We start from the raw sequence: 24,513 nt of genomic DNA on the forward strand, positions 1-24,513 counted from the left end.
ACCGTCCTGATGTACCTCCTTTTAGGGATGATATGATTACATATCTGGTCAATCTACTTTTTTCACAGATCCAATGCCCGAAGTTTCCAGTTTGGTCACTTCAGCCGGTCCTTTGTATCTTACGCTGCCAATACCGTCTGATGAAATTGATAATTCTTTTGTTGCATATGCTTCCACACTTCCGATTCCTGAGTGTTCAAGTGAAAGATAGGCTACATTAAAATGATAAGCACTCATGCTACCAACACCGGTATGTTCAATATTTGCACTTTTAGCTTTACCTTCCAAAATAACGGCACCAACAGCATTTACTTCTGCATTTAACTGATTACAGTCGATTTTCATAATTGTTTTTCCAACGCTGTTAACCTCGAGAGATAATCTGTCCAGGTTAAGTATATCCTTACATTCGGTTTTTCCAACGGAATTTATTTCCATCTTATTTATGCTTTTAAGCGTGATGTAAATATTACTTTTTGTAGAATGCTTAATATTTATATCATCTTTTGTCTTGATCCTTAATTCATTATCTTTATTTCTTACAATCACCACATCCTGAAGGTTTTCATCGGTTTCCACCTCTACTTTTTCCTGGTCCCCCTGAAGGAGATATATATTAAATACTCCATCTATTTTTAATTCTGAGAATGATGATACCGCTCTTGAAGTTATTATTACATCACCATTACCTCGTATATCAATATCATCTTTTGGTGCATCAAATGCTACCAGCGTTAGCGTTAATACCGCAACAATTAAAAGGATTGTATTTTTCATGATTTTTTAAGTATTATTGTTGTACTATTACAAATACGTGCTAAACGTTTAAAAGTTACAAAAACTGTTAATAATTTATTATGAACTTAAATTTTTTAGTATGAAACACTTAATGCTTATATCCCTGCTTTTTACAGCAACATCGTTATTCTCGCAAAATATCACCGGTCACTGGAAAACCATTGATGACAAAACAGGAAATGCAAAATCTATTGTAAAAATATACATCAAAGATGGCAAAGCTTTTGGAGATATCATTAAATTACTTGATAATGATGAAGAAAATCCGTTATGTGATAAATGTCCTGGAAACAGGCACATGAAACCCATTATTGGGTTAACCATTATTACCGGTTTGAAAAATGATGAAGGATACTGGAAAGGTGATGACGGTATTCTTGATCCGGATAACGGAAAACTTTACGATGTTAAAATCTGGAGAGAAGGTAACAAGCTGAATGTCCGAGGTTATATCGGACCTTTTTTCAGGACACAAACCTGGTATCTGGCAGAAGAATATTAAACAAATATAAATAAGTAAAACATGAAAAAATCATTAGTAATCACTCTTATGTTGGTATTTTCTACCATTGCACTCAAGGCTCAACCTTATCAAACATCCATCGGTTTACGCATGGGATTTGAGAGCGGTATTACACTGAAACATTTTGTTAATGATCATACCGCGCTGGAAGGTATTTTTTCGACCCGCTGGAATAATATCGCTGTAACAGGATTGTATGAGGTGCATAATGAAGCTTTTGACATTGAAGGCCTGATGTGGTATTATGGCGGTGGTGCACATGCAGGATTTGGCAATCCCTATACCCGAAGTTTTGTAGCGGGTCTTGATGGTATTATCGGACTGGAATATACATTCAGGGACTTTCCTGTTGATATATCTGTTGACTGGAAACCATCATTTGATATTGTTGGCAGGTTTTATGGATGGTTTGGAGGAACAGCTCTAACGGTCCGTTATAATTTTAAATAGCAAAATTTTTACAAAAATAAAAAGGGCAGTTAACTGCCCTTTTTTTATAACACTAATATTTATTTCAACCAAACGGTTGAATACGAAAAAGCTAATTTGATTTATTTCATTCTTTTAATGCTACACCCTGTAGCACGGGTAATGATTTCAGCTATTGCTTTACCTGATACTAAAGATTCCAAAGCATCTTTTAAATAAAAATCCTTTACCTGTGATGCATCTTTATAATTGTCATCAATCGCACCTAAGTAAACCAGCTTATTGTTTTTGTCAAACAGAAAAACATGGGGAGTTGTCATTGCTCCGTAAGCATTAGCCAGTTTACTGTCAACATCAACCAGATAAGGCCAGTTATAATTGTGGTCGGAAGCGTGTTTTTTCATTGCGTCCATACTGTCATCTCCATCACGTTTCATCTGATTAGAGTTCACAAGCATTAATCCAACATTATTTTTTATAGCCAACTGGGCTACTTTAGGATACCTGTTTTCCCATGCCAGAACGAACGGACAGGTATTGCAGGAGAATATTACCAGTGTGCCGTTGTCTTTTTTTACGTCATCAAATGATAACATTTTACCGTTGGTATTCTCCATTTTATAGGTTGTATATGGGGCCTTGTCACCTATTTCGAGCGTAGTGTACTGCGCTGAAGCCGCTAAAGCCACAGCCATGAATGCTAACATAAATAATCCTTTTTTTCTCATAACTCAATTTTTTAATTGTTAATACAGCCTAAGTATTTAATTAGCTTATTAATATAAACCTTAGCCGGTGTAGGATTGTTTATCTCTTAATTGTTAAAGAAATTGAATAAAAATTATGCAACATAACCTTTCCGACATACAAATTGATTATAACGGCGATCCGTTACTGGAAGAAAATTTGCCTGATAATCCTCTGACGCTTTTTCATAATTGGTTCGAGCAGATTAGTGCCACATACAACTCACAGCCTAATGCAATGATACTTTCAACGCATGGGAAGAATGGATTTCCACAGGCACGAGTTGTCCTTTTAAAGGAATACTCCGATAAAGGATTTAGCTTTTATACCAATTATAACAGTCAAAAAGGGAAAGGCATTAAAAAGAATAATAAGGTATCACTTACATTCTACTGGCCTGAACTGGAACGGCAGGTTCGTATAGAAGGTCTGGCCTCAAAAACAACAGAAAAAGAAAGTGATGATTATTTTAACAGCAGGCCTTTTGAAAGTAGAGTCAGTGCAATTATTTCGGATCAAAGCCAAAAGGTACCTTCAAGAAATTACCTGGATGATAAAGTTGAGCACCTCATGGAAAATTTAAAAACAACGGAGCCGGAACGTCCGGATTCCTGGGGCGGTTATATCGTTTCTCCGATATCTGTAGAATTCTGGCAGGGAAGACCTAACAGACTACACGACCGAATTTTATACAAACTAAAGAGTGAGAAATGGAAAATATCAAGACTCGCACCCTGATCCTAATCCGGTAAAACCGTTACATGAAAACATTTTTCCCGGTTTTCAAGCAGAACATAACATTTACCTTCTTCCTGCAAACGGATTAATTCTCGTGCCAAAAGATTGCGAAGTCTGTAAGTATAAACGGATTCCCTTGAGTCCCACAACGCAAATCGTGTTTGCGATATATCGAACGTAATACCATAAAAATGTGCCGATTCGTTTTTTGTGGCGTTGTAATTGAATGATCGCAGCTTTTTCTGGTCTTCAGCTGTTCTTAAAACAGAAGTTAATACAAAACGGTAAGGTATGATACCATTTTCTTTAAAGCTTGCCTCCATTCTTTCACCAAGGGTATTCAGAAAATCCACTGTATGTTCCGTTAAATATGGCAAAGAATGAGTTAAAACGGACACTATATAAAAATCATTATCCGTTACTTCCTGCAAATCATTCTGATCGCATATTTCATCTTTGTGTTCTTCGAAAAATTTATGGCTTTTTATAACTTCCTTTACGGGGCTTTTCTTTATCGCTTCCAGGTGGTCTGCGTTCGGATGTTTTTTTAATGCCCTTAATTCATCTCTCGACAACACTGAGACACTGACATAATCTATGGATTTCCCTTTAGGTTTGCGGTTGCAAGCTAAAAATATAAATGCAGTTGATAAAAAGATAAAAATGAAATAGTTTCTGAAAGAAATAGACATTACGCAAAAGTTGTTCCGTTCCACCCCCATTTATTTCGCTCTACATCGGAAAACTCAATATAAATACGCGATTTTTCAATGTTAAAATGTTTAGTTATGAAGTCACATATTTTCTCCGAAAAAACCTTTGTCTGGTCTGCCGGTAATCCGATACTTTTCAATTCTATATAAGCCAATCCGGTTGTCTCAGAACCAAAAATCATTGAACTATCTGTATTTAATTCTACCATGACATACTTTTCGGATTTATGAAGTAAACCTGAAATAAATGCGGAACTATCCTTTAAAAATGTATTTCTGTCCGGTAATTCCTTGGTATTTGTATTGACTTTGAAATATGGCATAGCTTATTTTTCGAAATTTGAAAATTCTATTAAATCCAATGGTTTAACAACAGGCTTATAATTAAGTTTAACGATATCAAAGTTTCTCTGATAGTTCATGAAATTAATTTTGGTATTTACCATACCACTCCAGTTATTCACCCGCTGAAAATTAAATCCGGATGTTGTAAGCTTAAGATTCAGATATGGCAGACAACGATCGAATTCCGGCCCGAATTCATGTACGGCAGTCAGAAAATAATAGGCCACATCAAAACCTAGTAAGCCATAATACGGAAAATATGATGTGGGATCAGTATAAAATTTATCTCTGAATAACTGGATAACAGCTTCTGTTCCCGGATCCGAAAAGTCTACATAAAAGGGAGCATATAATATTGTATTTGCCTTGAATATCATTTTTAAATCTGTCCCTCCTAAATTCTGAAAATCAGGATACCCAAATAATGTAATATTACTCATCTTACGCTTATAAACCAGATTCTCCAGCGTTGGTACTACGCTGCTCAAGGGTTCCATCCTTTCACTTTTTGTAGCTTCGGGAGGCAAAACAATCAGATTATGTTTTTCAGGGTCAATAAGTTTTTCAAGCCCCTGAAATCCGTATTTCTTCACATCAACCTCTTTAAAAGAAACCGGTTGATAATGATCAAGCCCAACCCTGAACAACTGCCTTTTCAGCATATTTGTAAATATTGTATTGCTCTCGGTCTTATCTCCGGTGTAAGCAACAATAATATTGCTGCCTTTATAATTATCGACGATATAATTAACCGTGGGTTCAAACATGGCCGACAAAAACGGATTTACCTGGTACACATATGGATTATTGATGGTCAGGTCGTCGGCAGGATTATACGGAACAACCAGCTTAATTTCATTTGTTTTGCAAAATTCAGCAACCAGTTTTACATTGTTTGTATATACCGGTCCGATTATCATGTCCATATATCTGAGTTCCGGTTTGGCCAGAATCTGTTTTACCTTATTAGTATCGTTACCGGTATCGTAAGTGTAGAGGTTAATATCCTGTCCTTTTCTTTTAAGGGAGTCCACAGCGATCAGAATCCCTTCGTAAAATTCTCTGAAACCATTTTTGTCTGTTGCCGGATAAACTTCAAGCGGATCCTTTATTTTTACTAATGTATCCCCTTCTTCCGTGATCTCTTTTACTATGTTAAATGTATCATTGGCTTCAAGGAAAAACGGCCAGATGACAGCTACATTAACAGGTGAGTCATAATATTGGGTGTCACAACCTGCTATGAATGCCTCAGCCAGAAGGATACTGTCTCTCACGTACTGAAGATTTCGTCCTGGCTTTTTAGGTTTCGTGAGCGGAGATAGAGGTTTCGCAAATTCATTTTTAACAGGAATTCTCACCAAATCGCCTCTTCTATATTTACCCCAGATTGGTATATTATCATTTGCTGCTTTCAGTTCATCTACCGTAACAGAAAACTTCGATGCAATATCATCGAGTGATTCCCTTCGTTCCTTGACTTTGTAAACCAAATGATCCTGATCCTGCATTTGCTGCTGTTCATTACTTATTTTACGAATAGCAGCTTTAGGAATTTTTATGATATAGCCAATTTTCAGGTCTTCAGGATTCCTGATATTGTTGGTCGCCAGCACTGCATCTCGATCTACATTATACTGACTGACAATGGAATAAAATGTTTCCTTAGGTTTAATTTTATGATAATAGTAGGTGCTATCCTCAAAAACATAAACGGTTGAATCTTTTTTCTCCTTTCCATCATTTAATACTATGGGAGACTTTATTTCAACAACCATTTTGGGTACGCGAATTTCCGTTCCCACCGGTATATCGCTTGATTCAAGTCCCGGGTTTGCATCCAGCACACTTTTTACCGGTTTATTGTATTTCCGCGCAATAGAATACAATGTTTCACCGGGTTCTACAGAATGATAAATATACGCCTCATCCTTTTTAGGTTTTACGTCTTCTTTATGAACCGGAATTTTAAGTTCCGTGCCTGTAATTAAAATATTTCTGGCTTCCGGATTATATTTAAAAATTTCCTCTTCAGTCACCCCATATTTGCGGGATATAAAAAACAGTGTTTGCCCTTTTTCAACCGTATGAAAAATAAAATCAGAGGATTCCTTAAGCTCCGAATCCGTACTGTTGCGTCCTTTTAAAACCGGAATTTTAATGATCTGCCCCAACTTTAACCCCTGGGCAGCTTCCGGGTTATATTCGACTATTTCAACCCGGGATACACCAAATTTACGTTCAAGCGTGTAAAAACCTTCCCTTTCCTTAACCTTGTAAAGATAGAACTCCTTACCGTTTTCAATGATCTTATTGCTGGTAAGCCGTTCGTTCAGAGAATTATCCTGTGCAACTGACGATACCAGATATACAGATGCCAGTATGATTGATATAATTAATTTCTTCATATTTTCTGAATTAACGCAAAAGTAATAAAATTTAGTGCAATCACTTCCATTCAAATTTCCACAAATCTGAACCTGCCAGGTAACTATTTTGTTTTCAAAGTAAAATAAGGATCATGAAAAATAAAGCTTTAAAGATGGTATTGGTATGTATTCTTTGTCTCACAATAATTTCAGGTTTTACCTTATTGATCCAATACCTAATAAAGTAATTATTCATACCTTAATCCCGATAACACATCTTTTTTCCTGACCTGCAATCCGGCAGCTATCAAAATAATGGACAGGCCACTCAGGATCAGAATTGCTAAAACAATATAAACCGTTGAAAATGAAACCTGTGTTCCTGAAGAAATCAAGCTTGGCAACGTTGCAACAACAGCTGAAAGCATTCCTGTTATAAGACCTGCAAAAAGTAAAATCAAATATTCATAAGCCAGCATCCCGGCAATTCTGAATGATTTTAATCCGAGGCTCTGTAACAATGAAATCTCCTTTTTCCGTTCATAAACACTTCGCGCAAGGATAATACCTAGTCCGATAATTCCCAGGATCAAACCCAGAATTCCAAGGATAAGAAATATAGCAAGATATGTGTTCTCAATCGAATAAAACTCATTCAGTTTATCTGTTGATGATGTTAATTCAATACCATAATCCCGAAAATTTAATTCCAGTTCATCTTTAATTGCAGGTGCATTACCTTTTTTGCCATCCACCAGCATAATGTTTGAACCGGACGAGGTAGGAAAATACTTCAGAAAATTCAGATTACTGATGATGACATAACCCTGAAATACTGAATTAACCAGTCCTCCCACAAGTTTTAGCTTTAATACTTCACCGGATTCAGTCTGATAGGTCAGCGTATCGCCAATTTCCATCCCTAGTCCCCACAAAATAACGGTCTGATCAGCAATGGCCGGAATTACTCCGCCAATATCTCGGTTCAAAGTACTCCATGGATTATTTGTCTGAAGCAATGGATCTTTCGTCATAAAACTGAATCTTCCTTCCATTTTATCCGGCTCAACACCCAATATAGCCGGATTGGATATTCTGTTCAGGTTCAAACAACTTGCATCATCTCCCTCGGCTTTTCTGAACTGAATAAACGATGCAGGTGTTGAAAACCCCTCCTCCTGCTGAACCGAATTAGAATTCAGATTTTGAAGGATCGGCAGGGTTGTTTCGGCGAAAAACAAACTTCCCCCTGTCCCGCTCAATTTAGAATCGGAATTGGCTGACATGTCTTTCCGGTTCAAACCGGTAGAAACAACAATAAACGTTCCCAGGGCAAACAAAATGATGACTGACATGCTTCGTCCCCTGTTTCGTGTTATGTTTTTAAATCCCAGTTGCGTATATTTTTGCAGAATAACGGGTTTATTTTCAAGGGCTATCAGCCACGTTCTGAATAGCAGAATAAGACCGGCCATTATGGCACCGCCTATGCTAAAATACAAAACAGTATCAGTTGTATTCCCTACAACTAGCGACGATACCAGTAAAATAGCAGAACCAACAGAAATAATCCACCCCAGCAACTTTAATATTGTATTTAGTGGCTTATTTGATTTTTGAAGCTTCCGTTGTTGTTGTGCAATGTTCTTCTTAAACGTATGCGCCAAAGTGAAATAAATGGTAATCAGGATTGTCAGAACAGATATTAATGCACCGTAAAACAATGTGAGAGGTTTTATGTAAACTTCCAGCATTTCGGTTCTGACAATATCGTTCCAAACCCGGTTGAGGGCAATAAATATGAGCTGATTATACAACACTGAAAAAACAAGGCCAAGCAAAACGCCCAGAACAAGTGTGATACCAGATTCAAGCAATAACAACCGTTTAATCTGTTTAACCGGTATTCCTACTGCAGACAAAGTGCCTATCTGCTCTTCCCGCTTGTTCAAATGGAAGGATACCAAAAGAATGACCAAAATAAATCCGGCCACCAAAATAAAAAAGCTCAACCCAATAAACAACTGCCCAAAATCAACGCCGTTGCGGGCAGCATAAACTGCATTGGCTTTAACCGGTGTCAGGATAAATCCTAGTTGAGCCGGATCAATACCGACAGAAAACTGTTGTGATATTTCTTCGGGGGATTCTTTTAAAAACAAGGAAGTAGCAACACCAAACCGGTTGCCCCAGAGTTTTGAAGCCGTAGAATAACTGATAAAGGCCTTTGGTGATCCTTTATAATCATCCCAGTATTTTTCGTCTTTGTCTCTGATGGCATCAAGTTTAATGGGAACGCCCGTCTCCCAGTCCCGGCAATTGCCAACGTCAGACAGCCCGGGAATATCAGGCATAAATGACGGATCAGCAAATATTCCCTGCATAGGCTTAATCTGCCTGACCGCGAACCTGGCGGAGTCGGTTGACAACTCCCGTAAGGGACCTACTAAAAAGTACGTTAGAGTTAGTGAATCTCCCGGTCTTAGACTGAGATCATCAGCCAGCCATTGATTTACAATTATTTCATCATCATCAAGCATTAAATTGCTCATTGATCCAACAAAAGAATACGGCGAAGATCTATGATGATAACCAATAGAGTTTACAAAGTATGTAAGACCTGGATTGGCATTTGGAAAGACATCAACAAGTTGTTTGTCGATGAATACCCGATCTGATGACAATTCATAGATACCTTGTTCCTGCGATTTTTTGATTTTTAATCCCGCATCCTTCAATGTCAGATTCTTCTGCAACTCATCAGGAGTAAGACTCTCTTCAGAAAATAATGTTACGTTAATTTTGTTTTCTGTTTCAACGTACTTTTGCAGTTCACTCAAATCAATAAATACATTGTAAGGTGCAGTTTGAGAATTACGTAGATTAAAGGCTCCTAATTCTTCTTTTGAGAGAATTTCAGCAACGTGTACCCGTATTGATGTCATTTCACCTTTTTCAGATACAAACGGAGCATTAGCCGGTATCAGAGAAGCCTTTTCAAGCCGTAGTAAAAACTGATCACCTTTTTTAAGGTTTAAACGTTCAGCGGTATTGAAACCAATAGAAACATTCCGTCCGGAGATCACCTTGTGAATATCAAAACCTGCAATTTGGTTAAAGCTGCTGTCAATACCCAGAATCTGAACTTTGTTTAAACGGAATCTGCCACCCTCTCTAACTGCTGCTCCTTCCTGTTTTAATAAAGGAACACCTTTTAATCTGGCAGCCAGTTCCTGCGTAAAATATCTGTCTCCCGATGTTAAAGTCTGTGTAGTATTACCTAATCTGAGCATTGCAATATGCTCCAGACTGTATTTTACAGAATCACCTACGATGAGCGCTCCGGTAATAACCATGGTACTAACAATCACTCCGGCCATTAAGGAGAGATGTGACCTAAAGTAATATCTGAAACTTTTTATGGCAAGCTTTAAGTAATTCATATTATTTCTCCTGAACCAGTTTGCCTTTGGTAAGCCTGTAAACTTTCTGCATTCTGCCGGCCAGTTCCATGGAATGAGTAACAACAATCAGGGTTGTTCCTGTTTTTCTATTGATTTCAAGCAAAAGATCAATCAGTGCTGAGGCATTTTCTTCATCCAGTGCTCCGGTTGGCTCATCGGCTAATAACAATAATGGTTCATTAATTAATGCACGGATAACTGCTGTTCTCTGGCATTCTCCTCCCGATAAGGTTCCTGGTTTATCATTTCGCCTGTCCCACAAGCCCATATCTTTGATCAGGTTTTCTGCCCTTTCAACACTTTCTGATTTATCTTTAACCGGTAAAGTTGGAATCAGAACATTTTCAAATAATGTGCATTGTGGAAAAAGATGATGCAACTGAAAGACAAAACCTATGTTTGAATTTCTGAATTTCTGTAGTTGTTCGGTGGAGTAATTTTCAATATTCTGCTCATTGAACAGTACTGATCCCTTATCCGGTTTATCCAGAGAACCAATAATGTTCAGCAGGGTTGATTTACCACTTCCTGAAGGACCGGTTATCGCTATAGCTTCACCTTTCTCAACATCTAGTGAAAGTTCGTTTAAAACCTGGTGATAATCGTGGGCACCGGGTGTACCAAAGCCTTTTTGAATCTTATTGAGTTTTAACATTGTGTTGTTTTCTAAAACCCCCTAAGGTAATTAAATTTTGGCGTATGTCAAACCCAAGATATTCTAATCCTCGTTCCATATTTTCCAGGCAGCTTCTGCCTGACCATGCAGCATTTCGAGTCCGTTTTTCACACTGGCACCTTTTTCAATACCGTTACTCATGAATTTTGTGATTTCAGGATTATATACCAGATCGAAAAGAACATGATCCGAAGTCAGTGCATTATAAGGAATATCCGGACATGCATCTACCTTGGGGAAAGTGCCAAGCGGGGTTGCATTTATGATGATCAAATGGTCTTTGATCATTGTTTCATCTATCGCATCATATCCGATCTCATTTTCCTGCAGCTCTTCAATTGATGCGGAAACAAACGTAATATTATTTTTCGTCAGTACATGTTTCACTGCTTTAGAAGCGCCGCCGGTTCCAAGTATAAGAGCTTTTTTGTGCTTTTCTGAAAGCATCGGCATCAGGGAATTCTCAAAACCGATGATATCAGTATTATAACCAACCAGTTCAATTCTGCCACTCTCCTCACGAATAAATTTTATGGTATTTACTGCGCCAACTTCGTATGCTTCATCATCAATATCATCAAGATACTGCATAACCTGTTGTTTATATGGAATGGTACAGTTCAGGCCATAAACTTCATGTTTGTAATCCAGTATTTCAGGGAAACGGTCAATAGAATCCAATTCAAAATTTACATATTCATGATCCGCAAGCCCTTCTTTTTCAAATTTCTCAGTAAAATATTTTTTTGAAAATGAATGTCCTAACGGATATCCAAGCAAGCCAAATGTTTTCATTGTTTATTTATTTAGTATCATGTATCAAGACGCAAGAATCATGATACAGTTTTAAATTCTGTAATAGTTACGCATTGCTTTTTGCTGCCAGTTTTTCAAGCAGCCATATTATGACAATACCAACCAGTGCAAATGCAATGGCCAGAATCACTTCATGATTAAATGCATCAGGAATGAACCAGTGATATCCTTCCACAATCTTTTCACCGCTGCTCTTTAATATTAATTCCCCTGTTGCGCCGGTTCTGTAAATCTCATTTTTCCACGGCCACAATATTCCCAACGATCCCAGAATAAAGCCTGTAAGTATGGCAATTGTCTGATTTCTGAACCGTTCAAACACCCAGGATAAAATATATGAGAATCCCAGCAATCCTATGCCGGCACCTGCAACAACAGGCAGAAGAACTTTTAAATTAAGAGTATTAACGGCATCTATCATCACCAGCTGGTAGTTTCCCATCAGAATTAAGACAAAAGACCCCGACAACCCAGGCAGGATCATACTACATGCTGCTACAATACCACAAATAAAGAGGTATAGCATACCCGTGTTTTCGGAAGCAGGTGTAAGAACGGATATGGCTATTGCAATACCTGTTCCTATCATAAAAGATGTAATTACCGGAAAATTCCACTTATCGATGGTTCTACCTACAAAATAGACCGAAGCCAGGATTAATCCGAAAAAGAATGACCATATGTAAACAGGATAATTCTTGAACAGAAAGTCCAGTAAATGAGCCAGGGATAAAATGCTGATTGCGACTCCCGCCAATACTGCAATTAGAAAATACAGATCCGTGCGGCGAATAAGCTCTTTAAAATCACCCTTTAAAAGCAGTTTTAATGCTTTAATATTAAACGATTTTATTGCATTAATTAAACGTTCAAAGATACCTGTTATAAGAGCAATTGTACCTCCGGAAACTCCCGGTATTACATTGGCTGCTCCCATTCCAAGCCCTTTTAAAAACAAAGAAATATAAGCTTTCATAATGTTAATCTCTAATTAGGTTATTTAATTACGGTTTTGAAGGCCGTAACGTTTCAATACGTTGTAAGCTTTATATAATCCAAGTTCACCGGCTTTACTTAAGTCCTTGTTGCCCTGTTCCAGATTTCCAAGATAGATATTTGTAAGGCCTCTGTTGAAATATGCTTCAGCCAGTTCCGGTTCCAGACGTATGGCTTCAGTGTAATCGTTCAATGCAACTTTATAATCCTTTAAAATAGTATGCACAATACCCCTGTTATACCATGCGAATGCAAAATTCGGTTCCAGTTCAAGAACTTTGTTATAATCGCTTAAAATAAGATCATAATCCAGAATTTTCTTTTCCGTCTGAAAATCAGCAGTTCCCTGACCACCTGTCAACAATTGCCGTCCATTGTTATTGGTGTTGACGTTGGCGTCCGGGGCTATCTCATTCTCTATGGACAGGACAAATTCCACAGTTTTATATCTAAGTGCTGCCCGGTAAAAATAAGCGATAGCCCAATCTCTCTTTATTTCTACAACTTTATTCAAATCCTTAATGGCTGAACTAAAATCTTTAACCATATCGTAGTTCAATGCACGCTCCATATAACTGATGGCACTGTTTGGATACATATCAATGCGTTGTGAAATGGTTTCTATGGTCTGAAAATGCTCATCCACCTGTTTTTCGCTAAGTGTCTGATTATCGTTTGTCAGGTAAATAGTTTTATTAAGACCGGAGTTTCTGTTGAAGCTTTCGATCAGTGAAACATAATAATTTTGCCTGGTTTTAAGCTTAGGATCATCCGGATAAAGGGATAAAACAAATTCTTTTTCAAGGTCTATAACAATGTTTCTGTTTTGAATCTGACCACGAATATTGCTGGCGAATTTGCTTTTTTTGCTTTCATTAAAGATTACGATCTTCTTAAAGTTAATGATGTCAGTATCTTTTTTATCAGGGGATTCATCTTTTTTAGTCAGATTAACATTTTCAAGCTCTTTCTTATCGTTTTTCTTGCGTTCATCGGCTTTAGCTTCAATGTTATAGGCCATATTAATATCTTTCTGCATGCCACTCTGGTCTCCCAACATCTGACGGGCTTCGGCCCTTGCATAATATGCAGGTGCAAAATCAGGATATTTATTAATGACACGATTGAAATCATCTATAGCATTAAAAGCATTACCTAATTGATTATGTATCAAGCCTCTGTTAAAAAGAGCTTTATAATTATCAGGGGCAATATTCAACACCATAGAGAAATCTTCAACAGCACGGTTATTATCCATTATCTCGGAAAGAATTAAACCGCGGTTAAAGTAAGCATCTGAATTATTGGGATCAAGTGAAATGGCCTTATCAAAATCGCTCAATGCGTCCATATAGTCTTTCTGGAAATACCTTGTTAAAGCACGTTTTAAGTAATGTATGGGCTCATCGGGTTCTAAACGCACAGCCATATCAAAATTCTCTTCAGCCGCTTTATATTTCTTCTGTTCAAAATCTATCCTACCAAGATTTGCATATCCATCAGGATTATATGGATTTAGTTCAATTACTTTCTCAAAATCAGGAATAGCCTTTAGCGTATCATTCATATCCAAATAAGCATTCCCTCTGTTTAAATAAGCTTTTGCAAAATCGGATTTTAGTTTTATAGCCTCTGTATAATCCTCAATAGCATCTTTATAATCTTTAACAGCCATTCTACTTATTCCCTTATTCATAATCAAGGATGAATTGTTAGGATCATATTTGAGACCTGTAGAAAAATCCTCATTTGCTTTTGAATACTCACCAAGCCTCAGGTAACATACTCCCCTTAAATTGTAGACATCAACCAAGAAAGGATTATTTTCCAGTGCTTTATCACAATCCTGTTTTGCCCCAAGATAATCATCCAAATTAAACTTCGCAAACGCCCTGAAATAGTAAGGCTCTGGAAGATATGGTTTTACCATAATAACCTGATTAAAATACTGAATGGAGAGAACATAATCTTCAAAATCCAAGGCATTTTGCCCGATTGCTAGTATGCGGTCGGTATTAAGCTGCGCCTCTGCAGGCAACACAATACCCAACAACAGAACAAGTAATATTTTCTTAATTCTATTCATCTTATAAAACAGAGCAAAAATAAAAGAATTTTTACGAGTTGCTAATTAAAATGTGTTAATTGAAGGCTTTCAGGGGAATACAAAAATACCCACCGGTTAGGATGGGTATTTTATATTTGTATTTTAAAGTTTATTTAATAGAAATCCTCCTGTTATATACCTTATCATCGGTTTCAACTTTAAGAATGTAAATTCCGGAAGCTAAACTTTGAAGGTTAAGTGTTTCCTTCATACCTCCATCTGCACTTTCATTGTACACCTTTTTACCATTCAAATCAGTTACCTGAATTTGTTTTATCTTTTCGTTATTTGCTAATTCAACCGTGAATAATCCATTTCCCGGATTAGGATATACTTCAAATGAACCTGTCTGGTTTTCATCAATTGCGTTGCTGACAGTTACCATTAAGATTCCGTCAGAGCGCATTTTTGATAAATCCCATGCAAGTCCTGTTCCCGGAGAAGCAGGGGAAACTGCATCAAAATCTCCTGTATTGGCCGTTGATTCAATAACCTTAAAACTATCACCTACTTTATAAGCACCGCCTTTATTAGTTACATATAAAGTACCTCCTAAATATACTACTGAAGATGAAACCAGTTTATCAGAATTATTTGTAGTATTATTAACTGCAACCGCAAAATATGAACCAGGTTGAAACCTAACAAGGTTGTTTACCGTTAAGTATGAACCTGATAAGCCTGAGCCAGCTTGCAAATATCCGCCTGCATTAATGGTGACAGCTCCCCTAATGGAACCTGTTCCCAAGAGTATGGCACCATTGTTAACTGTTACGGCACCTGTTCCCGTCGCGCTTCCGCTGGTGTTCGAAACAATCAATGAACCGCCATTAACATAAGTGCTTCCGGTATAGTCGTTCGCATTCGTCAGGGTCCATTTACCTTTTCCAAATTTATATATTACCGCTGATCCGGTGATTAAGCCGTTAAAAACGGCATCACCATCATTATGTCCAACGCTCCATACATTTGAACCAAGAGTGGAAGCAGTAACACCACTAAGTGTACCTAATTTTGTCGTTCCTCCTTTCAGATTATAGGTATATAATTGTCCGTTAAGATTAACATCTGCATTACCAAAACCATAGGTATTATTAATACGAAAATCTCCTCCGTCTCCATCGGTAGTAATATTAATTGTCCCAGTGAAGCCAGACCAGTCTCCGTTTAAATCATTTCGGATCCAGGGAGAAAAAAGATTTAATGTACCAGAACCCAAAAGTTTACCTGTAAGGGAGCTGCGACTATCAAGCAATAAATTGCCGGTTTGCCCCTCTTCAACCAGAATATTCCAGCGACATCCATCGGTATAAGAATATGAATTATCATTCATTGCCAGTGTACTGCCATTTCTGAAAACAACGGTATCTCCCAATCCATCAATATTTGCAGCATCTTCGGTTAGCCGGATAGATCCCTTTTCTATAACAGTAGCGTTGTGAAAGTTTTTTGTTTTTAACACAAGAGTGCCTGACCCATTTTTAATCAGGTTTCCGGTTCCTGTAAAATAGCCGCCAAATGTTACTGTACTGTTTAAAATAGATAATTCACCGTTATTGGCACCTATGTATACATTTCGGTCCGTCGTCATCTCGCCTGTCCCGACTATTTCCAGAGATCCTCCGTTCAACTGAAGGTTAGTAGCAGCATCTGTAGACGCACCTATCGGACTTGCATATCCGGCATTGGCAATATTTAATACCCTGATCTTACCTCCTTCAATTTTAGTTTTACCTGTATAAGTATTATCAGTCAGAATAGTTATAATCCCTGAACCTTTTTTGGTCAAACCGGCATCTCCAGTAACTGAACCATTACCGGATAAAAGAAAAGTACTACTGATATCTATTGTAAGATCACGCACAGCATAGTCGCCCTGAATTTTAAGAGCTTTATTGACTGCGTTATCGTTTATTACCACAGAATCTTCTCCGATAAAATAATCTGCCTCACCATTATTAGACCAGTTCAGTTTATTAAATACGTCCCAATCACTATCTACGGCACCTGTCCATTCAACTTTTCCGGGAGCACGGGTAGCATCTACCGTAAGTACAAGTTTGTTATTATCAAAGCTCAAAGAATGAGGGATGCCCGGAATTCCAGTAACAGTAATATCCGACAGATTTCCATTCAGGGAACCTGAAACTGTTGCCAGTACATAGTCTCCAGCTGACAATTTGCCATCCAGACGATTAATATTGATGGTAGTAGTGCTAAAATTGAGATCACCATCTATTACCAGAATATCATTGGTTTTTGTTGTGCCATCAACATCGTCGGAGAGATCCCAAAACAAGGTAGTTTCTTTTGCAACAGAAAGTTCCTTATTAATGAATAGTGTGTCAGCTGTTCCTTTGGCATCACTTATAACAAGATTGGTATATGGTTCAAGCTTCAAACCATTATTATATGTGCCATTACCTCCTGCAGTTGCAAATCTTTTTACAAGTACCTGGCTATTTTCCAACGACCCATTTATGATTAACGATCCATCCCAAACTCTGGTAATACCTGTGTAGGTATTACTAGTATTGATAGTTAATTTACATCTTCCGGCTTTGGTAAAATCAGTATTGCCAGTAATACTTCCGGTTCCGCTAAAAATATAATCATCTGGAGATATCACCCTTATATCAGACGGAGCCACATCACCATCAACGGTAATGGCTGTTGAATTATCACCGGAAATGTCAAACAATACACTATCGCCATCTGCAAAATTCACATCAGCAGAATTGTATGTCCATGATGCAGATGTTCCGGCATCCCAGCTCCCACTCTTCCATACTTTTTGACCCGGCAGCATGATCGGTGCGGGTGGAACCGAATCCATATCGTTTCCTATAAAAAATCCCGGATGTGGTGGCTGGTTATATGAGTTGGGCTGCCAACCAATAGCAGCTCGGTACTGCGGGTCATTCATCAGGGTATAGATCTTAACTGATGTAGGATAGGTTGTTGTATAAATTCTCAAGGCAGAATTATCAGCTGTTCTCCAAACGGCTTCTTCCCGCCAGTCACCTAAAACATCAGCGCTTAATGCAGGATTTCCTTTGGTCCAGTTATCCGATCTTGTACCATCAGCTCTTAGCAGCTGCGTATTGGCACCGTTATTATATTTTGTAATTGTTCCAATTCCATAATTGTCGTACCATGCATGATCCAGCATTTCCCTGGACAAATCACCATCCCACCAGATAAAGAAGTTCATCGATCCGGGAGGTGAAAGGTTGGTAATTGCATCTCCGGTAGAACTAAGGAATGGGAATCCTGAAGGTCCCCACATTTCCATACCAGGATAATCTGGTGTAATATCAGCACATCCGGCACGTCCCATGTCCCTGCCAATGTTTTTGTAAAATAAAATCTCGCCTGTACCTGCATCACGATAGTCTCCCCCGGCATAATTCTCCAAACAACCAAAAAACTCCAGTCCTTTTCTGTACGGATTAATATCACTTAAATGCTGAGCATCACCATGTCCCAGTTTTGTTGAATATAATCCCTGTCCGTTATCATTCATACACATCGAACCGTACATAACCTCATCACGTCCATCATCATCCACATCACCTTGTGTCAGGTTGTGATAGCCCTGTCCTGCATAGTCCGGATGACTGTTTGAATCAAAATACCAGTTTTGTGTCAGAGAACCATTACTGTATTTCCACGAAGCCATAGCAATACGCTCATAAATACCGCGGCTTATAACAATACTTGGAGTTTTGCCGTCCTGATACGCTACAGTAAACATACACTTTGTTGACCTGTGACCACCGTCATCTTTTCCCCAGTCAGTAATCGGGCCGCGGTGTATATATTCTGCTCTGGCCAGTTCTTCACCAGTCATACCATCCAATACCGATAAGTAATCAGGTCCTTCCATACGGTATCCCACCGATGAAATTGAATAGCGGTAATTCGTTTTACCATCACCATCCACATCACCCATCTGATTTCCGACACCGTCAATAAAACCTTCCGACGTACGTAGAGCTACCTCTGCTTTTCCGTCACCATCCAGATCCCAAACAAGAAAATTAAATTCCACAGCATTGTAAATATTTGGTCCCATGTTGACAGCCCAGATAAATGTACCGTCCATTTTATACGCTTCAAGATAATGGTAATCGGTGGAAGATATATCCATGTTTAAAGCTAATCGCTTAACGATGATCTCATATTCCCCATCACCGTCAAGATCTCCGACAGATGCGTCATTCAGTTCGTATGTGCCGTATCCTCCGTTGATCTTCCTTACGGGAATATCCTTATAATTTGTAGCCCATACCGAAGCTGACTCATTCGTATTCTTTTCAACGCCTTTAATCACAGGTCTTACCTGATAAACGCTACTTGTTGTTCCCGATGCATCAAGATAATTGCTTACGTCTGAAATTGGTTCAGTATTCAATAATGAGCCATCTTTATAAAGATTATAAGCAACATCTTTCATCTCATTTGCCAGTACTCTCCAGCTTAAAAATACACCAGAATTAGTTTTCACTGCTACCAGTCCGTGTTTAAGATTTTCCATTTGTCTTTGAGAAAAGACCGGACGTGTTAAAACGATTGATAAAACAACAAGGAGAACAACCTTAACCTTTCTTGTAAAATTTAACATGTTGTGGAATAATATTAGTTAGATTTCTATGTTTGATTCCAAAAGTATTTGTCCAAAATATCGAATGATTAAACTGATCTATAGAATCAGTGATTCCTTTTCAGAAGCAAACATTATACCATTTATTAAAAGCCCTCAAAAATAATGAATTAATAGTTTAAAGAAAAGATTAAGTGTTAAAAATACAATCTTTGATGCTTTTTAGGTTATTATCAATAATTAAACTTTCTTTGAAGTGAAGGACAAAAGCAATTAAATTTCCGTTATTATGCATAGGACTATTCAAATAAAAACTTTAGGCAAAGAGGTATTCAGATTATTCTTAATAGCATGTTTTATAACCCGCGTTTCCTTATCAGAAGCAAAAAATATTATGCTGCAACAATCAGAATATAACGCCTATTTGTATATGTATTTTAGTGGCGACGAGACCAGACTTGATGACCAGCAGATTTATTTTGCGGTCAGTAAAGACGGCCTCACCTGGGATGACCTGAATGAAAACAACCCGGTTCTGACATCGGTTCTGGGTGACCAGTCAGTTCGGGATCCTTTCATTTTAAGAACACCGGAAGGGAATCATTTTTATCTTATTGCAACAGATCTGGATATCAGAGCAAGTAAATACAACGGAAATTGGGGACTCATGGCAACGGAAGGCAGCAATTCAATCATGGTTTGGGAATCTGATGATCTTGTAAACTGGTCTGAACAGCGAATGGTTGATGTTTCAAGTGCGGTTCTGGCGGGAAATACATGGGCCCCGGAAGCAATATATGATGAAACTGAAGCCAAATACATGGTGTTCTGGTCAAGCCGTGTTGCAACTGACAACTATGCAAAACACAGAATTTATGCTGCTTATACCCCGGATTTTGCCACTTTTTCTGATCCTTTCGTATATGTCGATACTCCCAATGGAACAATAGATGCGTCTATTCATAAAATCGGAGATACATTTTATCGACTTATTAAAGATGATATTGTACTTAATGTCAGTTTATCATCGAGTAATGAGTTAGTCGATCCAAACAGCACCTACGCTTCGGGTAATGCATTTGTGAAAATTCAAAACACCGAACTGGAAAGTTACACCGGTGGTTATGAAGGACCAACAATGTTTCAGTTTAACGGTGAGGATAAATGGTGCGTGCTGGTTGATGAATATGTAAACAGTCGCAGAGGCTATATTCCTTTTATTTCGGATGATATATCTGCACCTAACAGCCTTTCTTTAATGAGCGATGGAGAATATCTGATGCCTACAGGAGCCAAGCATGGAACAGTAATACCTATAACACAGGAAGAATATGATGCCTTAATTGCCAAATGGGCCGTTAAAGCGCCGGATGAGACAATCGTTGATGATCCGGTTTTAAATTATGATTTTAACGAGACTTTAAATAATGCACTGGTTGTGGATAAATCAGGAAATCAGCATAATGCATTGGTTTATGGCAATGCGACTTACGTTAATGATGCGGGAAAAGGTCAGGTTCTTTACCTGGATGGATCATCTGAAACCTACCTTGCTTTTCCTCAGGGATTTTTTGATGGTCGTAGTAAAATGACGGTGAGTATGGATATTAAACCTGAATCGGATGCAAATTATCATTTTACATTTACGGTTGGGCTGAATACATCAAAATACATGTTTCTAAGAACAAGAGATAATGAAATACGTAACGCAATAACTACCCAAAGTTACTCTAAGGAAGGCCAGGTGCTCACAAACGGCTCGTTTAAAGGGAAATGGGTCAACGTTAAAATTGTCATGGATGATCATTTAATGTCTCTTTATCTGGATAATACCCTGGTGGATTCAAATGCCTTTGTAAGGTCAGTCAGTGATCTGGGAACGAATTTGATTGGATACCTTGGCAAATCATTTTACGCGGATCCTTATTTCAAAGGCTATTTTGATAATGTTCGTGTCTATAACCGTGCGTTTACTGCTGAGGAAATATCCTCAGGTTTATCTACAGGTTTGGATCAACCACAAAACAAAAATACAAATCCGATTGCAATCAGTGTTGAAGGAAATAAAATGTTGGTTGCTATTGAAAATAGCGCCGAATTGAATTCGGTTGTAAAGCTGCTTGATATTACCGGCAAAACTATTGTTAGCAAAGATGTATATGGCAACGCAGATAATTGCTCTTTAGATATTCCGGATGGTTTTCACGGCGTCTGTATTGTTTCTGTAAAAACCGGATCACAACAAAGAACACAAAAGGTTGTTATTCCCTAAGATTTTATTGGCGTAATTTCTGACAAGAATCAGCATATCTGTACTTGTTTTATAAACTAGAGTTGACTTACTTTGCTTGTTTAACAGAAAAAGTGTTGAAAGGTCTCGGAGAACATATTCCCTATGAACGCAGAAAATTTATTCACAGCCTGATAATCCCGGTTGTTTTTTTACTTTTTTGCTGGTTGGCAAAAACCTGGGAACTGGTAACCGGATCCTCACTGGCTCATCTTGGTGTATATCCACGAGAAATTAAAGGTCTTTGGGGAATTCTTTTTATGCCTTTTATTCATGGAAGTATAGGGCATATTGTGACCAATTCTATTTCATTTCTGCTTTTGGCAACAGGTTTGTTTTACTTTTACAGGCAAATTGCACTCAAAACGTTTATTTATCTTTTTTTTATTGCCAATGCATTGTTATGGATCTCAGGTCGTCCGTCGTGGCACATTGGAGCCAGTGGTATTATTTACGGTCTGGGGGCCTTTTTAATCATTAGTGGTATAATCAGGAAACACATCGGTCTGGTGGCAGTAGCATTTATCATTATTTTTGCTTACGGTAGTATGTTCTGGCATATTTTCCCTTTAAAAATAAATGATCCGGTTTCATGGGAAGGTCACCTGATGGGTACACTTACAGGAGCTGCTTTGGCTGTTATATTCAGAAAAGAAGGGCCACAGCGTGAAGAATGGAACTGGGAGGAAGAACAGGAAGAATCAGATAATGAAAATGAAGAACAAAATACGACAATAAACTACATAATAACACAAGATAAAGATGATAAACCCAGTTGAACTCAAACGTGGATTTGCCAGCGATAACAATGCAGGTGTACATCCACAGATATTGAAAGCATTAGAAATTGTGAATCAGGGACATGTTGTTGGCTATGGCGATGATCCTGTTACGAAAGCGGCAACAGAAAAAATCAGAGAGATTTTTAAAACGGACTGCGACGTATTTTTTGTATTTAACGGAACCGGAGCAAATATCGTTTCATTACAATCAGCGACACATTCGTTTGAGGCTGTTTTTTGCACGTCAACAGCACATATTCATGTAGATGAATGTGGTGCACCTGAAAAATTCACAGGAAGCAAAGTTGTTGCTATTGAAACACCGGATGGTAAACTTACACCTGAACTTATCAAACCTCATTTACACGGTTTTGGTTTCGAACACCATTCTCAGCCCAGGGTTATTTCCATCACACAATCCACCGAAATGGGAACAGTATATAAACCAGAAGAAATCCGTGCTATTACTAAACTGGCTCACGATAATAACATGGTCGTTCACATGGACGGTGCCCGACTGGCTAATGCAGCAGTTTCCCTTAATATGGATTTTCATGAGTTTACAGTAGATTGTGGCATTGATATTCTGAGTTTTGGAGGAACTAAAAACGGAATGATGATTGGAGAAGCCATTATCATATTTAATAAAGAACTTTCACATTTCACTAAATACTACCGTAAGCAAGGCGCGCAACTGTACAGTAAAATGCGATTTGTATCTGCACAGTTTCTGGCATATTTCGAAGATGAATTATGGCTAAAAAGTGCTAAGCATGCCAACAAAATGGCACAAAGGCTGTTTGACAAGGTGAAAGATATCAAGGGAGTCAGAATAACCCAAAAAGTGGAATCAAACGGTGTTTTTGCTATTATTCCAAAAGAAGTTACACAACCGCTCATGGATACTTACTTCTTTTATTACTGGAATGAAAATACCAATGAAGTGCGTTGGATGACAGCTTTCGACACCAAAGAAGAAGATATCGACGGATTTGTATTAAAACTAAAAGAACTTTGTAAAAATGCAGGATATTAATCAGGAACTTAACAGCCTATTATCCGAAAAACATCCTTATGTATTGTATCGTTTTCCAAAATCAAAAACGATGCAATACTTTCGAATTGCCAAAACAACGATTCTGGATCATACGTATTCCGGTCTTACCGGAAATGGTTTTATTTTTGCTCCGTTTAAAGCCTCACCCCAGCATCCGGTTTGCTTTTTTGAACCGGAATATGAAAAGACATTCCCAGCCCATCTGTCGTTTTCGGTTGACCCTGAGAATCTGTTTACCATTGATTCAGACTTTCTCTCTACATCCCGGGAGAAATATGGTAAAAAGTTTAAACGAATCATGGATATTCTTAATTCAGATTCGGATATTCGCAAACTTGTGCTTGCTCGAAAATTCTTCCTGGGAACCACAAATATAGCGAATCCTGGCATTATTATGCATAATCTGAACAAAGCTTTTCCAAATTCATTTTTGTTTTTTGTCAATCATCCAAATCTGGGCGTCTGGTGCGGAGCCACCCCTGAGAATTTGCTTTCAATTTCGCATCAAAATGGTAAAACAGTTGCTTTAGCCGGAACACAAAAAATTGAAGACATGTCTCCCCTTAGCTGGACTGATAAAGAATATGAGGAACAGCATCTGGTGGAGATATTTATTGAGAAAAAGCTGAATGAGCTTACCGCAAATATAAAAAAATCAGGTCCGGAATCGGTCTTTACCGGTAACTTAGCACATCTATGTACAAATTATAGTTTTGAGATCGATCCTGTGAATTCCGTCAGTTTGTTAAAAGCACTCCACCCTACACCGGCAGTATGTGGATTGCCTAAACGCCAAAGTCTGCAAATTATCTCGGAGATCGAAGGTTTTGACCGGGAATATTATGCCGGTTTTTTGGGCCCTGTCAGCAATAACGGAGAACATCTTACCGATGTTTACGTCACTCTCAGATGTTTTAAAATCTGCAAACAGGGTATGGAATTTTTTATTGGTGGTGGAATAACCAGACAATCCATCGAGCAACCCGAATGGGACGAAACTGAAAACAAACTGGAGTCCATTTTGCCTTATATCGGTTAAAATTCAAAATAAATTAAT

At 38.0% G+C, this 24,513-nt stretch carries 18 protein-coding genes; 7 read left to right on the forward strand and 11 right to left on the reverse strand.

Annotation, left to right across the window (positions count from 1 at the left end; translation table 11 throughout):
- Window positions 1-48: 48 nt before the first annotated feature.
- Complete coding sequence (locus ACE01N_RS05840) at window positions 49-777, reverse strand: head GIN domain-containing protein (RefSeq protein WP_380585747.1); 729 nt, start codon at window positions 775-777, stop codon at window positions 49-51.
- Between the two features lie 100 nt (window positions 778-877).
- Between ACE01N_RS05840 and ACE01N_RS05845 the strand changes: the two genes are divergently transcribed.
- Window positions 878-1,300 (forward strand): DUF2147 domain-containing protein, encoded by a 423-nt coding sequence (locus ACE01N_RS05845; protein WP_380585749.1) that lies wholly within the window; start codon window positions 878-880, stop codon window positions 1,298-1,300.
- A gap of 21 nt (window positions 1,301-1,321) precedes the next feature.
- Complete coding sequence (locus ACE01N_RS05850; protein WP_380585751.1) at window positions 1,322-1,771, forward strand: hypothetical protein; 450 nt, start codon at window positions 1,322-1,324, stop codon at window positions 1,769-1,771.
- Window positions 1,772-1,872: 101 nt separating this feature from the next.
- Here the strand turns inward: ACE01N_RS05850 and ACE01N_RS05855 are convergent, their stop codons facing one another.
- Window positions 1,873-2,478: a thioredoxin family protein gene (locus ACE01N_RS05855; protein ID WP_380585753.1), complete on the reverse strand. Its 606-nt coding sequence runs from the start codon at window positions 2,476-2,478 to the stop codon at window positions 1,873-1,875.
- Window positions 2,479-2,593: 115 nt separating this feature from the next.
- On the opposite strand from ACE01N_RS05855, the gene pdxH reads away from it, so the two are divergent.
- Window positions 2,594-3,235: a pyridoxamine 5'-phosphate oxidase gene (gene pdxH / locus ACE01N_RS05860; RefSeq protein WP_380585755.1), complete on the forward strand. Its 642-nt coding sequence runs from the start codon at window positions 2,594-2,596 to the stop codon at window positions 3,233-3,235.
- A 2-nt stretch (window positions 3,236-3,237) separates the two neighbouring features.
- Here the strand turns inward: pdxH and ACE01N_RS05865 are convergent, their stop codons facing one another.
- The 9 genes from ACE01N_RS05865 to ACE01N_RS05905 form a co-directional block, all read right to left on the reverse strand.
- Complete coding sequence (locus ACE01N_RS05865; RefSeq protein WP_380585757.1) at window positions 3,238-3,927, reverse strand: DUF5715 family protein; 690 nt, start codon at window positions 3,925-3,927, stop codon at window positions 3,238-3,240.
- Window positions 3,927-4,271 (reverse strand): phenylpyruvate tautomerase MIF-related protein, encoded by a 345-nt coding sequence (locus tag ACE01N_RS05870; RefSeq protein ID WP_380585759.1) that lies wholly within the window; start codon window positions 4,269-4,271, stop codon window positions 3,927-3,929. Before ACE01N_RS05870 ends, ACE01N_RS05865 begins: the two co-directional genes overlap by 1 nt.
- A gap of 3 nt (window positions 4,272-4,274) precedes the next feature.
- Window positions 4,275-6,701: a LysM peptidoglycan-binding domain-containing protein gene (locus ACE01N_RS05875; protein ID WP_380585761.1), complete on the reverse strand. Its 2,427-nt coding sequence runs from the start codon at window positions 6,699-6,701 to the stop codon at window positions 4,275-4,277.
- A gap of 209 nt (window positions 6,702-6,910) precedes the next feature.
- Window positions 6,911-10,105: an FtsX-like permease family protein gene (locus ACE01N_RS05880; protein ID WP_380585763.1), complete on the reverse strand. Its 3,195-nt coding sequence runs from the start codon at window positions 10,103-10,105 to the stop codon at window positions 6,911-6,913.
- Window position 10,106: 1 nt separating this feature from the next.
- A complete protein-coding gene (locus ACE01N_RS05885; RefSeq protein ID WP_380585765.1) occupies window positions 10,107-10,781 on the reverse strand; it encodes an ABC transporter ATP-binding protein in 675 nt (224 codons plus the stop codon).
- A gap of 63 nt (window positions 10,782-10,844) precedes the next feature.
- Window positions 10,845-11,597: a shikimate dehydrogenase family protein gene (locus ACE01N_RS05890; RefSeq protein ID WP_380585767.1), complete on the reverse strand. Its 753-nt coding sequence runs from the start codon at window positions 11,595-11,597 to the stop codon at window positions 10,845-10,847.
- A 67-nt stretch (window positions 11,598-11,664) separates the two neighbouring features.
- Window positions 11,665-12,594: a DUF368 domain-containing protein gene (locus ACE01N_RS05895; protein WP_380585770.1), complete on the reverse strand. Its 930-nt coding sequence runs from the start codon at window positions 12,592-12,594 to the stop codon at window positions 11,665-11,667.
- Window positions 12,595-12,618: 24 nt separating this feature from the next.
- On the reverse strand, window positions 12,619-14,700 hold the full coding sequence (locus tag ACE01N_RS05900; RefSeq protein WP_380585772.1) for a tetratricopeptide repeat protein: 2,082 nt from the start codon (window positions 14,698-14,700) through the stop codon (window positions 12,619-12,621).
- Between the two features lie 130 nt (window positions 14,701-14,830).
- Window positions 14,831-19,261, reverse strand: a complete 4,431-nt coding sequence (locus ACE01N_RS05905; RefSeq protein WP_380585774.1) for a rhamnogalacturonan lyase family protein — start codon at window positions 19,259-19,261, stop codon at window positions 14,831-14,833.
- Between the two features lie 355 nt (window positions 19,262-19,616).
- On the opposite strand from ACE01N_RS05905, the gene ACE01N_RS05910 reads away from it, so the two are divergent.
- From ACE01N_RS05910 to ACE01N_RS05925, 4 genes are all read left to right on the forward strand, one after another.
- Window positions 19,617-21,599, forward strand: coding sequence for a LamG-like jellyroll fold domain-containing protein (locus ACE01N_RS05910; RefSeq protein WP_380585776.1), 1,983 nt, complete (start codon window positions 19,617-19,619; stop codon window positions 21,597-21,599).
- 92 nt (window positions 21,600-21,691) lie between these two features.
- Entirely contained in the window at window positions 21,692-22,396 is a 705-nt protein-coding gene (locus ACE01N_RS05915) for a rhomboid family intramembrane serine protease (protein ID WP_380585778.1), read from the forward strand.
- Window positions 22,380-23,435, forward strand: coding sequence for a threonine aldolase family protein (locus tag ACE01N_RS05920; RefSeq protein ID WP_380585780.1), 1,056 nt, complete (start codon window positions 22,380-22,382; stop codon window positions 23,433-23,435). The genes ACE01N_RS05915 and ACE01N_RS05920 overlap by 17 nt, the downstream gene beginning before the upstream one ends.
- Window positions 23,436-23,505: 70 nt before the next feature.
- The gene (locus ACE01N_RS05925) at window positions 23,506-24,495 is read left to right on the forward strand and encodes a chorismate-binding protein (RefSeq protein WP_380585782.1); all 990 of its coding nucleotides are present in this window, start codon (window positions 23,506-23,508) and stop codon (window positions 24,493-24,495) included.
- Window positions 24,496-24,513 lie beyond the last annotated feature (18 nt).

Origin of the sequence: Quyinboa ferrireducens, assembly GCF_042436675.1 — a bacterium.
Classification (GTDB): Bacteria; Bacteroidota; Bacteroidia; order Bacteroidales; family UBA5342; genus JBHJHP01.